Here is a 14,091-nt window from a genome sequence, read left to right as displayed (position 1 = left end):
TTTTTGTGTTTGATTTTTATTTTGTAAGGCCTGAAGGGTGTGATTGGTTGCCTAAAGGGTAAGCCGGTCGGCAAGCCAGGGGGCAGGCAGGCGGGCTTACCGGTAGGCAACCGAGGGGCTTACTTATCGGTTTGCTGAATCGTAGGTCTTATCCGTTATCATTGTGGCGATATATTAATTTATCCGACGAATAATCAAGAAGTTAGCCAATGTGATTGCTTGCCAGATTATCTACCCGATCATTCAGGCCTTTTGCTTGAAATTCTTTATTCAATTGGCAGATAAATTCAATTTATTGTCAATTTTTATTCTGTTCAGTACGATTTTTACTTAATAACAAGAAGGAGAATAATTTTGTAGTTCTGAATGACACATTGCTTTCAATAAAAGCCGTTAAATTTTTTGGTAATTAAGGATTAATCTTTTATGGTTTATTTTCAGAACCTGGTTTTTGAGAAATTGGTCTCTTATATTTATATGTAAGAATTAATGCAATAACGCTGAAAAGAAGAGTAATAAAAGTTATTAGTTGACCCCGTTTATAGAGTTTTGAGTAATAATAGAATTCAATGTGATGATTACCTGATTCTAAATAGATTGCGCGTAAAGTATGATATGCCCGATAGACTTGGGTATGTTTTCCGTCAACTTTACATTGCCAGTCAGGATGATAATTTTCACTGAAAACTAAAAATCCCGGATTATCTAATTCGGCCTGTAAAATTATTCGATTGGGTGTATACGCTATTATCTTAATCGTGCCCACTAAACTTTCAGATGTTGATGGAACGAACGGAAGCGACTCTGATATTATAACATATTGTAAGGGATTAAAATTAGGGTCTTTAAGACGATTAATTATTTGGTCTTTTTCTTTAATTACCTCGTATTTAGGAACTAAGAATGCTCTGGAAAAGGCGTTATGGTTCTGATAGATAACATACCTTCTGCCAGTATAAACTGGCTCTACTCCTGGTCGATTGACAAAATTACGCATCTCCGTGATTCGGGCTTGGGTTTGAGCATCAAATTGAGCGATATTATTGGGTAGAGGAATAGAAACAATATATTTAATATTAAGAAGATTGAGAAAATTGGTAAATGCTAAATTGGGAGCATTATACATCACAGTGCGTTCCGCACCTATAAAATCTTGATAGGTTTGTAAAGGATTAGGACAATAACCGCCAGCGTTTTGAATATTATGCAAATCTAATATGCCGTCATTAGACCGTTCATAATATAAAGGATGAACTCGATAAAGCGATGTATCACTCTTGAGAAATTTTACGACTTCATCAGGTGCATAATAAACACTTGGATGTTCGACCTGCTTTAAGAATAGTTTATCAATACGCCAGAGGTCAAATAATATTAAAGAAATCAATATTAATAGCACGGTGCGAATTTTAATTTTATGGTTAATTAGTTGATAGATAAGAAAGAACGCAAGAATGATTAATATAGCAGTGATAAGAACACCGGACCAAAAGACTGATTGGTTATTGTTAAATGCCTGTAGTTTATTATTATCTTTAATACTTCCTACAATGCTGTTTTTACTCGCTACGAAAATTAAAAGTAAGACAATGAAAACAATAACTGTGGTATATACGAAACGTATGATTTTTTTCTTTGTCTGCGGGTCTAATACTTTTTTCTTGAGGTTATAATCAAAAAGATATTGTAAGCCAATTGAACCTAAGACAATTGCTGAAAAAGCGGCTAAATAAAATACCATTGACGGACCACGGAAGCGCTTTACACCTGGTAATAAATAATAGACCAACTTAAAAAAAGGTGTATGTCCGCCTAAAGCAGTAAGTGCGCTGATAATACCAGCAATAAAAAAGAACAGGACTTTTCGCTCTTTGAATTTTATGAAAAGGGTTATAATTGCCATTAATAAAAAGATGATACCAAAATATTCTGTGTGTAGTTTAAAGAAATTTTCGCCCCAGTAGTTATCAAGGATACCACTGAATTGAGGCACAATTAGGTCAAAGAGTTCTTTTGGTGGCAATGCCCAAGATGATGCGAATTCATATCCTCGAATTTCACCACGAGCCCCAAAAGCAAGATTTGCCAATAAAGGCATATAATACATTGCCAAAGTTCCTAAGGCAATTATTACTGTAATGATTGCATAACCAATAAGTTTTAGTGTGCCTTTTATTTTATTCTGTTGTCTTTGCCAAATTAGTTGCACGATAAAATAAGCAAAAGCGAACCATAATCCATAGTAGGTTAGCTGAAAATGAGCATGGGTCATACTAAATCCAGCCAAAACGCCGGCCAAGATAAACCAGAAAAACTTATGCGTGGTAAGCGCCTTATTCCATAAGAAAAATGCCAAAGGGAAAAATGCCATTGATAACAATCTTCCTTCATGTCCAGCATAAGTCGTTGATACCAAATTCCCGGCGAAAGAATAGGCAATTGCACCAATCAATGCAGTGTAATTTGAAAGGTCTAATGATTTAAGAAATAAAAACATTCCCAAACCAGCAACTATCAATCCGCAAATGAAAAGATAAGTCCAAAAGATATGAGTCGGTATTATCAGACGGATAATTGTATACAAAGAATTGTTGTCGCCGTAAGAAGGGAGTCCACCAAAAATATAATTATACCACATTGCTGGAGTTTTATATTGTGCCAGTTGCTGTGCTGTAATCATACGCGAGGCATATCCACCTAAAAGCCAATCTGAACCATACATCATTTTTGAACCAGTAATTAAGCCTGGTGCGAAAATCAGAAAATAGGTTATAGGTAATAAGATTAAAATGATGACAGCCAGTTTATTTGATAAATGAAAAGGTTTTTCACTAATTAGTTTCACCATCTTGTCTTTTTTCATATTAGTAAAACTCCTTTATAATTTTAGAATATAAATTATGATAAGATTTAGCCATTGTTGCTAAGTTAAAACTATTGATAATCTTGTTACGATTTCTGATGCCAATTTCATCTCGCATTTGCTTATTATCGGCTAAGAGATTAATTTTGTCAACAAAATCGCTAACATCATCCATTTTGCATAAATATCCATTTTCGCCATCAGTAACTAATTCTGGTAGTGAAGAGCAATTAGTGGAGATAACTGGTTTTGCGCATGCCATTGCTTCAGCAATTGCATAACCGAAACCCTCAAGACGCGTTGGCAATAAACAAATATCACAGAGATTATACCAATAAACGAGGTCGGTTTGGGATAAGCGTCCCAAAGGAATCATTCGGTCATCAAAAAAAACCTTTTTCGGACTGCGTAGACCTGTAGTATAAAACAAAAGAAATCGATTATCAAGTCTTGCCATTATTTGGGGTAATAGGTCAACACCTTTTCTTCTAGTTAAATTGCCCACAAAGAGTAATTTTATTTTATCAGGAAATGGGTCATTGATAATCTCAATCGGTTTAAAAAGTTCTGTATCAATACCACAGTATATGGTCTGAATATTTTTTACATCATATAAATTTCGCGCCGTCTGTTCTGTAGATTTACTAATAGCGATAACAAAATTAGCCTTAGATAAAGATTTTTCAATATAATCAAGGATTTTTTGATAATAAATTTTCTGTAATTTGTTTAGATAGTCAGTCTGTTGAGGCTCAGCGATAATATGGAGGATTGAGATAATCAATGGTTGGCGAGGATTGTAAAAAGCCAAGCCATATTCAGCGTTAGAGTGAATTATATCATAGGATGGATTAATCTTTACAAAAGGACGTAATAAGTGAGGATTGATTGACCAGTATCGATGATACGATAAAAATTTAATTTCATTATTTAACTTGCGTTGACTCGTGGCTAAAAGATTAAAATAAATATCATTGCCGGATCCACCAGATAAGATACCGTAGACTATGCGCATTTATAATTATATATATTTTCTGAGACTTTTGGCAAAGATTAAAAATGTGATGACTTCGCCAATTGTTCCCCAAATCCGTATTAAGACAGATGTAATTATGCCAATACTTGTTGGCATATAAAAGTTAAAAAGATAACTTAAAACTCCTTCTCTAATTCCTATTCCGCCGGGTGAAATGAAACTCAAAAATCCTATTACCCAAGCTGCCGGGTAAATAGCGCATAACGGCAATAAGAAAGATAATTTTATCGGATAAAAAGATTTAATCAAGAAATAAATACCAATACATTGAGAAATCCATAACAGAGTATATAAAATCAAAAGGAAAACAATCTGAGAATATTTAGGTATCACTGTTATCTTACTTCTTTTAAATATTTTTAATCCGAGATTTACAATTTTAACAAATAGTGGCGGATAGAGAATAATTAATAATAGTGGAATTAAAAGAAACATTAGATAATAAGTTTTAGTAAGAGAATTTTGCTGAGTCAAAGGAAAAATGATAACAAAGAGTAATATTCCACTCAAGGTATTTACTGCAGTTCCGAGAATAACGCCAACACCACTTTTAGCACCGGGAATAGCGCCTTCTTTTTTTGTAAGATAAACTTGTCCGGCAATGCCCCAGATTCGGCCAGGAATGTATCGGGGCAAGGCAGCAAGAGCAGTGATTTTTAATCCTTGCAAAAATGAAATTTTTTCACCAATAATTTCAATATTCTTCTTCCAAATATATGCATTAAATGGAAATCCAGCAAACCAAATAAGATAGGATATAGTTAAAAAATAGTAATTAAACCTTAATTCGTTAAATGGAACTTTGTGCCAATTAGTATAAAAATACTTAGCCATAAAATAAAAAATAATGATTAGTATTAGAATATAGATAATAATTCGAAAAGATCTCTTTGCCATTAGGGAGCAGAATTTTTATGGGCAATTAAGTCTGCAAGGATATTTTCTACTTCTCGGCAATAGGATTCATAACTGAGGTTTTTCTTTACATAGATACGACCTCTGATAATTGTATTAATTGTCTCTTCGGGTTGTTGATATATATGTAACATTTTTTCGGCAAAGTCTTGCGGTGTTGGGTCACTAATCAATCCAATATTTTCTTTTTGAATGACCTCACTGGTGCCGCAGTCAGAAGAGACTATGGAAATTGTATTTGCTGCTAAGGCTTCAAAAGGGGTCAACCCGTAAGTTTGTTTTACAGCCGGAAATGAACAGATATGGGATTTTTGATAGAGAATTCGCAAATTTTCTTCACTGGTATGTCCAGTGAGTTCAACACTATTTTGTAAATTGAGTTTTTTGATTTCGGCTTCAATTTCTTCTCGTAGTGGTCCGTCACCTACTAAAATTAATTTAGCATGACCTATTTGAGACTTAATAATCCGGAATGCTCTTATCGTACATAATTGGTTTTTAGAATAGGTAAGTTGGCCTACTTGGATAATATTAAATTCGTTTTTGGCTCTTATTAGATATTTATCGTGTAGATCTGGTAAATCTTTTGAAAAAAAATTAAAATTAATCCCTAAGCGGACAATTTGGGAGTTGCGATTATAATACTCTTTTATTCGTTTCTGCCCGCGTTCATCTAAAACAATAATTTTATCAATGCCAGTTTTAACGATGGCAGAATCCAAAAGTTTGTATAAATGGATACCAATTTCTTTTAGTAGAGATGCACGTTTTTTAGATTGTAACGAAAAACTTCCACCAGCATAGGGCTTGAAGGTTGTAATCGGGTCATTGGCTGACCATAATAATGGTATATGATGAAATACACTCATCCAGTGGCCAGGAGGATTATGAGCATGAATGACTTCAATGTTTTTCTCTTCGATAGTTCTTTTAATTGCTTTTCGTAATAAAAATAGTCGCTGAAAAAATAAAAAGGGATTACTTATTATTTCAAACCGTCCTTCAACACGCTTGAGAATTCTTATATTAGGATTTATATAATCCAAACTTTTTGCTTCCTCAGAAACATTCGCAAAATCAAGATAGGTTGTAAAAATATATACCTTATGGCCTTTTTGCTTTAGATAATATGCTAAATATATTACCGCACGCTCCGCTCCACCTAAACAGACAGTCGGACTAACCAACAAAAGATTCATTTTCTGCGGGATTAATCGTTGTGATGCTTATCTCAATTTGACAAATTGGTGGATTTCTTCAATGATATAATCTAAATCTTGTTGGGAAAGATTTTGATGAACGCCGAAGTAGAAACCATTTTCGCCAACATATTCCGCATTAGGAAAATCTCCATATCTATGATTCATAAATCGATAAGCTGGTTGCTGAGTTGGAATACAACCAAAAATTGGACGTGTCTCAATCCCTCTTTTTTCCAAATAAATTGTAATGTCCTGACGATTAAAAGGAGCGCCTTTTCGAATGGTTAGCGGATATACTAAGGGACTAATTTTTACATCTTCTTTTTCTTTAAGGAAATAAAAAAATTCTTCTAAATCAAGAAGATGCTGATTGAGATAAAAGAAATTTTTCCGGCGTTTATTTATAATTTTGTCTAATGATTCAATTTGTTCAATCCCTAAAGCAGCCTCCAGTTCATTCATTTTACTGGAATATCCAATATATTCAAAATAAAATCTTGGGTCAAATCCTTCTTCCTTTTCATACTTAAAGCGTAGAGGGCAGTATTGCGATGAGATATTAAGAACGCACTTATGGCATTTACACGCTCGACCATGAGCTCTTAATGAACGGGCAAGAGCAGCAAATTCTTCATCATTAGTTATAATGGCTCCACCTTCACCAGTTGTGATAATATGAGCCACATAAAAGCTGAATGCACCAGCAATTCCGATGGTCCCAACTTTTTTCTCTCTATATACCGCACCATGCGCTTCTGCAGCGTCTTCGATAACGGACAAATTATGCTTATCAGCAATTTTGATAATAGTATCCATATCTGCAGGATGACCTAATAAATGGACCGGCAAAAGAGCCAGAGTGTTTGATGTTATCTTTTCTTCAATCTGCTCAACATCGATTTGATAAGTATCCAAAGTGATATCAACAAAAACCGGTTTAGCTCCAGCATTAACAATACCATTGGCTGAAGCGATAAAAGTTAATGCTGGTAATATAACTTCTGGCGACTTTTTGTTGCTATTAAGATTAATACAAGATGCTACTGCAATTGTCACTGCATCAGTACCAGTGGCAACTGCAATACATTCTTTGATTTGATGGTAGCGAGCAAATTCTTTTTCCAATTGAGCGACATATTTACCCATCGAAATTCTGCCGCTATTCAAGATTTCATTAATTAATTTTTTGGATTTCCTTCCGATAGAAGTAGTGCCAATAGTTATCTTTTCTTGCATATATTTATTTAGAACTTATTATAGAAAATCCGATAATATAGTCAAGATTTATCTATTTTACATTGAACGGTAATAGGCTTCAATCATCTGGTCAATGATATTATTCCAATTGTATTTGGTATTAACATAATTATAACCCTGTTCGGCAAGCCGACGAGCTAAAGATTCATCTTGTATTATTTTTAATAATGCTTTTGCTAATTCACCAGAATTCTTTTCTGGGACTAAAAGGCCGGTTTCGTTATGTTTTATAATATCAATAATGCCTCCGACATTTGTTGCGATTACAGGTTTTTTATAAGTTAATGCTTCAATTAGAACAACACCTAATCCTTCAGTATCACCTTTGGAATCAACGATTGCTGGCAGTACAAAGACATCGCAGTTTTGATATTGCTCATTTAGTTCTTGGGACGAAACCTGTCCCCAAAACTTTACTTTTTCTGAAAGATTCTTTTCCTGAACTAATTTTTCTAAAAGAGGTTTTTCAGGTCCTGTGCCAACAATATTGAGAACAGCATCAACACTATTAGCGATTTGAGCAAATGCTTCTATAAGATATTTAACACCTTTACGCTCAACCAATCTACCGACAAACAATATATTTTTACAAGCAGTAATTTTAGTTTTTTGCAGAGGAATTTCAATTTCGGGTTTTGCCGATTGACCCGAAGGAAGAATTACTACTTCACGTTCATAGATTTCTTTGATTCTCGAAGCCGTATGACTGGAATTACACATTACCACATTGGCTTTACTTATTGCCCACCGAAGAAATGGTTTTAAGAAAGGAAGTTCTTTTCTTACCCACATCAACTCAACGCCGTGAAAGTATAAAAAATGTTTGGCTTTGCAGGTTTGTGAGGCGACATATCCAAAAAGCGCATGGGGGAGAGGCCAGTGAGTATGGATTATGTCATATTTCCTATTTCGGCAAAGTTTATAGATTTGAGTTGTTCCGCAAAATAGATAAAAGGGAACTTTTAATTTATTCAGTAATCCCTTTTTGACTCGGTCAACAGCAGTTTCTTCATGAGTTAAATTCTCCCATTTTTTCAAAAAGTAGCGAAATCGAAATATATTGATATTGAAAAGATTTTGATTGGGAAGCCCTTTATACGAAGATGTATAAACATCCACATCAATGCCACGTTTTTTTAACCTCTTTATTGCTTCGACTAACCAAGGAGTTATAATATCATCATCTGACCGCGGAAAAGCAGTAGCAATATAGAGGACTTTCATAATAATGTAAAACTTAAAAATAATTATGCTATTACATAATATGAATTTTCGTGCTTAAAAAGTAGTTTATGGTTTTAATCTTTTTTCCAATAATAAAATAAAAAGACAAATCTTAAAATATAATAAACACTATTAAGTGAAATTAAATAAAAGTAAGAACTTATTGGGTGAGATTAAAAGTATAGCCAATAATTATTTTTTTTCAGTTATTTTTGATAATAGCGCAGATAGCCGTGACTTCAATCGTGATGCTTTGTTCTTATGAATAATGCCGGATTTGGCTGATTTATCAATAATTGCTTGGACTTTGGGATACAGTTCTTGAAAAGACTTTGGGTCTTTGGTCGCACGTAATTCTTTAATTGCTTTTTTTAGTCGCAGTTTTTTTATACGATTAGCAATGCGTTTTCTATCAGACTTGCGAGCGCTTTTTAATGCCGATTTAGTTCGTTTTGCCAAGTTGCCTCCAGTTTTCTAAACCATAATCAGACTATCTTCTTTTACATGCCGGGGGGCGGAATCGAACCGCCCACACCGGGATTTTCAGTCCCGTGCTCTACCAACTGAGCTACCCCGGCGACAATCTGTATTGTATTAAAAATTTCTAATTTGTCAATGAATAAATCGAGAAATGTTTGAAAAATCAAGAAGAGCGAAAAGTTATCAAGAATTAATATTTTAAGTTATTCGATTTTGACTTCAAAAATATTTTGTGATATTATTTATTTCGTGTTTTCGTTACAAGTAATTAAAGCGCTTGCGAAGATATGAAGAAACAATTACCCAGCGCCCGAACTTCCACCACCGCCGCCAGCACCGCCTCCCCCAGAAAATCCACCACCACTTGCCGCTGATGTTGAAAATGAATTTATCATATTTGTAAAGTTATTAGCAAAGGTCTGAAAACTACTAATACTTTCCGCTAAAGAAGAAACACTGGATGGAGCGTGAGCAGTCGCAGAAATATACCAAATTGGAACTGAAAGTTGTATACCTTGTTTTTCTGCAAGTTTGGTTATGTTTTTCAGAAACTTCTGAGCAACGCCTAAAGCGACCGCATAAACAAAATAATATTCCCAGATTGGCAAAAGGGTAATAGGTGCTTGTTCAATTGCTGACCCTTCACTTAAAAATTTCTTAAAATTATGCCATCGCTTTTGTTCTAAATGTGCTTCTGGACTCCATCGAACTATTACCCGTGAGGTGCTAATGAAAATGATAAAAAGGATTATGGCTAAAATACCTGAAAAAATAAAAAATGGTGGATTGGGTCCACCAATTAAAGCACTTAATCCGATGCCTGCAAATATGGTACCAACAATAATTGAAGGTAAAATTATTAATAAGTAGCTATTATAAAATTTAGAACTTATCGGGTCGAGTAGTTTATTCCCCAGCGTTGATTCCCACCATTTGATTGCTTGCTCATAGAGATTTGATAAATAAGCACGAAATTGAGTTGGATGTTTTTGAGCATAAATCTGGAGCTCTTTATCTGTGATTTGATTTTTGCTTTCAAAAAAGAAATTAGCCACTTTTTTATTAAATGGGTCGAGTTTATCAATATTTTCAGGTTTTTCTAAAGTAAATTGGTAATGTTTCTTGTTCTCAATTTCCTGTATGGAAACCAGACCTTTAGTTGTTATATCGAGCATGCTGGCAAACATTCCACGAAACATTGATTGATAAATTGTATTTTTATCTGGTTTTTGCGATAAAATTGCCGGCACAACAACTGGTGGCGCTTTACGCGGTGGCTCATGTTCATACATTCCAAGATAAGGTAATTTTGGCTCTCGACCATACTTATTATAAAAAATAATCAAAAGAATTAATGGCAAGACAATCATTAGTAGTAATCCAATTGGGAAAAGAATAAATTTTTTTAATGATGAGACAAGGAAATTATGTTTCTCTTGCTTGAGAAAATCTTGATAGCGAGTTTGAGTTAAAATTGGAACTTCAGGAAAAATTGAGGGTGAAGTGAACATTCGTACTTCAACAAAAGCATTCTTAGGTATTTTTTTCTGTTCAACAACTGCTTTATCAAATGTTTCATTGAATTTAATTGTGCCGGGTCGGGCTTGGGAATGAATGTAAACTTTGAATAAGTCTGGTGATTTTTCGGGCAGATAGAGTTCAAGGATTATATTTTCAATTTTTTCGTGTTCGTCTTCAATGAATTTCCAGTAAAATTCAGCAGCATCTTCATAGCGTTTAACTGCGCCAATGATTGTATAATCAACTAAAAAAGTCTTTATTTCGTTTTGGGCGGTGTAAGTCCAACGGATGTATAAAGATTGGGGATTATCAACTATTTCCGGTTCTATTTTATGCCAAGTTCCATCAATTTCTTCAAGTAATTGGTTAAAAATAATATTATCCGCGCTTTTTTTCTTTAATTCCAGATATGCCCAAGAAAAATAACCTTTGAAATAATAGGTTCTTTCTTGTAAAACATGAGCATCGCCATTAGGAGTAAAATGTATTTCAGTTTTTATTTGAGGATAATAAAAAGATTTACCCAAAACAACGATTGGGATTAATAAAATAATAAATAACAAAATTATATTTCGCACAAATTTATAATGTTATTATCATAATATATGAGAATAAAAGAGGGACGAAGAATGGCAAGTATTCCTCGTCCCTTGTTCGTTCTTATTTCATTTATTATGAGTCTAATTTGCCTTGCTTATTTGACATCGTAATACACTATATTATCATACTGCATGAGATGGATATATAATCTCGTAGTTATCGAATAAAGGTTATTTTTTTACATAGACTTTGGCCTAAAGCAGTTAGTTTAACAAAGTAAATACCCGTTGTAATCTTCTTTCCATTGTTATTGACACCGTTCCAACTTAATGTATGCCAGCCTGGCTTTGTAGAACCTTGGTGAAGAGTATGGATTTTCCTGCCCGTCACATCATAAACGGAAATTGTTGCAAATGTTGTGTAGGGGATAAAGTAATTAATCATTATTCGATTGGAAAATGGATTCGGATAGGAAGATAGTAATTGAATTTTAGTTGTTGAAAATAAATTTTCTTGAATGCCATAAGTTGGTTGAAAACGATACTTGTTGCCATTTACAGGTGTTCGTAATGTGCAGGGATAAACAATCCACTGACTGCCTGAATCAGGAAGTATTGTTATCGGCTCAGAGGGATTAAGACGAATTATTCCTCCACAAATATAGATATATCGGTCAATGCCAAGCCTTAATGTATCGGATGGCGACCGGAAATTATTATTTAAGAAACACCAACCATAAGCAGAATCAATCCAGTTAGGTTGAGGTTGAAAGCGTCGAAAAGGAATGTATATGCCATAATCTATGTCATATACCTGCAAAGTTCGATAACTACCTGGGTAATTTGTCCAGTATAATTTGTATCGTGAACCTCGAAAAGGCCATTGATAGCTAGATGGTAAACTTACCACAGATAAAAAGTCCTGAGGATAGTTTCCGCTCATCACTTTAACTGAGTCGAATTTAAAATTCGGAGATGAGATAGCGCTTCTTGTTTCAATTGAGAATCCTTTTACGATTGGTGAAAAATCATAAGTTGGATAAGCAGAAAAATAGTATTGTTTCAACACAGTATCTTGGGTAGATAAATCAATTACGTCATAACCATATCTCACAATACCTGTACCAGCAGGAGGTTTTGGTTCTCTAAAACTTATTTCGTATTGATGACCGGTAAGAGATTCGGGATAGTGAATCCAAACTCGTATATTTAACAGATTACAAATCCCGTGATAATGAATAATATTTCCGCCGGAAATTCTATTACGCACTTTAACATATACAGAGTCATAAGTGACAAATTGTTCATCAAAAGTTTTTAATTTTAACCAGTAATCACCATTTGCCGTCCTTTTGGAGTCCCAAACATACAATCGGTCATTTGCTTCATTTAATGCTAAAGGTTTATAGATTGTATCTTGGCTTTTTCGTAATAAAATATCTATACGCAAACTATCTCGAAATTCGGGGTCACGGGCGAACCAACGAATACTACAAATCCCTGAGAGTGATTCGGGTAGTCCATATTGCGAACTAGGCGATAAGATTTTAATATATGGAGGAGCATTACCAGGATTATTGATCGCGAACAATGAATCAGAAACATCCGAACCACTAGTAATTGTATCGTATGCCATAACTCGTAATAAATAACAAACACCGTCTGGATGATTTAATGTTTGCCAATTATATACACCTGTATTAGATAGTCCGGTTGCTAAAGTATCCCAACTGATTCCCCAGTCAGATGAATATAGCAGGTCAATAAGTAAAGGATTAGTAGTACTACTTGTTGCTTGGTAAGTGATTTGAGCAAATCCTGAAAGATATTCACCGCCATTGGGATGAATAACTCTTGTTTGGTGTGTTAGGTATCTTGAGTTATAAAATCGTTGGACGTTGTTGGCAATTCGGCATAAAGGTTTCAAGTCATTTGTGTCTCGATTATACCATAATTCTCCATTATCGCCATAAGGAGCACCAATCACAGCAATAATAATTGTTGCAACTGAATCGCGTAAAAGATTAAATGGGCCGGTGCACATTAGAAATCTCTTATCTCCGGGGGATAGATCAATTGAATCATAAGGTGAGTAAATTAGCGTGCGATAATCATATCCAGCCAAAGTTAAATACTGATTACGGTTTGTGGTCGGGTCATAATCAATTGTGAATTTTTTGAATGCAGTCATTCCTATAACTGTGCCATCTGGTCGTCTTGGACCATCTAAGAATTTATAAGCAACTACGCCGGGCGTTCCGGATTCCCAATATGGGGGATTATTAGATTCAGTATTATCATAGTCCCCAGCAAACGCGACATCACGGATTGTATCACTACCGATACACCGCTTTCTTATAATTCCAACCATATCGTCATTATACATCCCTATATCCGGGTCAGCACAAATACCTAAATACATCTGGCGCAGTGTTTGTCCTGATACATTTTTTATTCGATATTTAATAAAGAACACATCCTCAAGGGTTGGATAATCCCAGGCATAAATTGTTTGATAAACTTCGATACCTAAAGGTCTTCCAAAAGGTGTATCATGATATACAGGAGATGAATCGCAATAGACACACCACATATCTTGTAGCGATATGTTTCTTTGTGGTACAAGAGTGGTATCATAGCCAAATCTTGTTTGTGGTGGTGGCCAATCATTAGGATATTTATAAATCCTATCTAAAGGATTACCAGTTCCTTCACGCCAATATCTAACTGGTGTTGGAAAGAACTCACTTCTTGCGGTATTTGGATTATATCCAACTGTAACTAAAGTATCGTTACCAGAAATTGCCCCGACCCATAGTCCAGCACCAAAAATATAAGTATTGTCAAGTGGATAAGGCCATCTACCTGCGCCATCGGTAGTAGTTTCATCAAAAGCATATCGGCCGTTATTATAAAAAGGACATCGCCAGCGGTTAATATCCAACCATTTTTTATCCCAAATGAACATTTTGTCAGGAATAGATCGCGTCGTAGTAATGGCGGATATATTACTAAGACAGATTATAAGATATAAGATAATGATAAGTTTTATTG

The 14,091-nt window shown here is 34.6% G+C and carries 9 protein-coding genes and 1 tRNA gene; all 10 read right to left on the bottom strand.

The genetic code is table 11. From position 1 onward, the window contains the following. Positions 1–424: 424 nt before the first annotated feature. The gene (locus N2201_05560) at positions 425–2,863 is read right to left on the bottom strand and encodes a YfhO family protein (GenBank protein ID MCX7785676.1); all 2,439 of its coding nucleotides are present in this window, start codon (positions 2,861–2,863) and stop codon (positions 425–427) included. A gap of 1 nt (position 2,864) precedes the next feature. Then, a complete protein-coding gene (locus N2201_05555) occupies positions 2,865–3,878 on the bottom strand; it encodes a glycosyltransferase family 4 protein (protein MCX7785675.1) in 1,014 nt (337 codons plus the stop codon). 6 nt (positions 3,879–3,884) lie between these two features. Next, positions 3,885–4,796 carry a flippase-like domain-containing protein gene (locus N2201_05550; GenBank protein MCX7785674.1) on the bottom strand — a complete coding sequence of 304 codons (912 nt, stop codon included), beginning with the start codon at positions 4,794–4,796 and terminating at the stop codon, positions 3,885–3,887. Then, positions 4,796–6,013 (bottom strand): glycosyltransferase family 4 protein, encoded by a 1,218-nt coding sequence (locus tag N2201_05545; GenBank protein MCX7785673.1) that lies wholly within the window; start codon positions 6,011–6,013, stop codon positions 4,796–4,798. The genes N2201_05550 and N2201_05545 overlap by 1 nt, the downstream gene beginning before the upstream one ends. Before the next feature lie 27 nt (positions 6,014–6,040). Next, the gene (locus tag N2201_05540; protein MCX7785672.1) at positions 6,041–7,252 is read right to left on the bottom strand and encodes a DegT/DnrJ/EryC1/StrS family aminotransferase; all 1,212 of its coding nucleotides are present in this window, start codon (positions 7,250–7,252) and stop codon (positions 6,041–6,043) included. Positions 7,253–7,309: 57 nt separating this feature from the next. Then, positions 7,310–8,497, bottom strand: a complete 1,188-nt coding sequence (locus N2201_05535) for a glycosyltransferase family 4 protein (GenBank protein MCX7785671.1) — start codon at positions 8,495–8,497, stop codon at positions 7,310–7,312. 192 nt (positions 8,498–8,689) lie between these two features. Further along, positions 8,690–8,956, bottom strand: coding sequence for a 30S ribosomal protein S20 (gene rpsT / locus N2201_05530; protein ID MCX7785670.1), 267 nt, complete (start codon positions 8,954–8,956; stop codon positions 8,690–8,692). 46 nt (positions 8,957–9,002) lie between these two features. Further along, positions 9,003–9,075: transfer RNA gene (locus tag N2201_05525), tRNA-Phe, on the bottom strand. Between the two features lie 201 nt (positions 9,076–9,276). Then, a complete protein-coding gene (locus tag N2201_05520; GenBank protein MCX7785669.1) occupies positions 9,277–11,076 on the bottom strand; it encodes a DUF2207 domain-containing protein in 1,800 nt (599 codons plus the stop codon). A 178-nt stretch (positions 11,077–11,254) separates the two neighbouring features. Further along, a complete protein-coding gene (locus N2201_05515; GenBank protein MCX7785668.1) occupies positions 11,255–14,005 on the bottom strand; it encodes a T9SS type A sorting domain-containing protein in 2,751 nt (916 codons plus the stop codon). Between the last annotated feature and the right edge of the window lie 86 nt (positions 14,006–14,091).

Source organism: candidate division WOR-3 bacterium (assembly GCA_026418155.1).
Classification (GTDB): Bacteria; Hydrothermota; Tepidihabitantia; order Tepidihabitantales; family CAIPLT01; genus JAOABV01.
The sequence above is the reverse complement of the archived record's forward strand: the minus strand, read 5'-3'. Positions and strand labels throughout refer to the sequence as shown.

Bases quoted from the DNA above. Each gene is read 5' to 3' on its own strand.
- N2201_05560 (MCX7785676.1), bottom strand. From the start codon at position 2,863: ATGAAAAAAGACAAGATGGTGAAACTAATTAGTGAAAAACCTTTTCAT.
- N2201_05555 (MCX7785675.1), bottom strand. From the start codon at position 3,878: ATGCGCATAGTCTACGGTATCTTATCTGGTGGATCCGGCAATGATATT.
- N2201_05550 (MCX7785674.1), bottom strand. From the start codon at position 4,796: ATGGCAAAGAGATCTTTTCGAATTATTATCTATATTCTAATACTAATC.
- N2201_05545 (MCX7785673.1), bottom strand. From the start codon at position 6,013: ATGAATCTTTTGTTGGTTAGTCCGACTGTCTGTTTAGGTGGAGCGGAG.
- N2201_05540 (MCX7785672.1), bottom strand. From the start codon at position 7,252: ATGCAAGAAAAGATAACTATTGGCACTACTTCTATCGGAAGGAAATCC.
- N2201_05535 (MCX7785671.1), bottom strand. From the start codon at position 8,497: ATGAAAGTCCTCTATATTGCTACTGCTTTTCCGCGGTCAGATGATGAT.
- N2201_05515 (MCX7785668.1), bottom strand. From the start codon at position 14,005: ATGTTCATTTGGGATAAAAAATGGTTGGATATTAACCGCTGGCGATGT.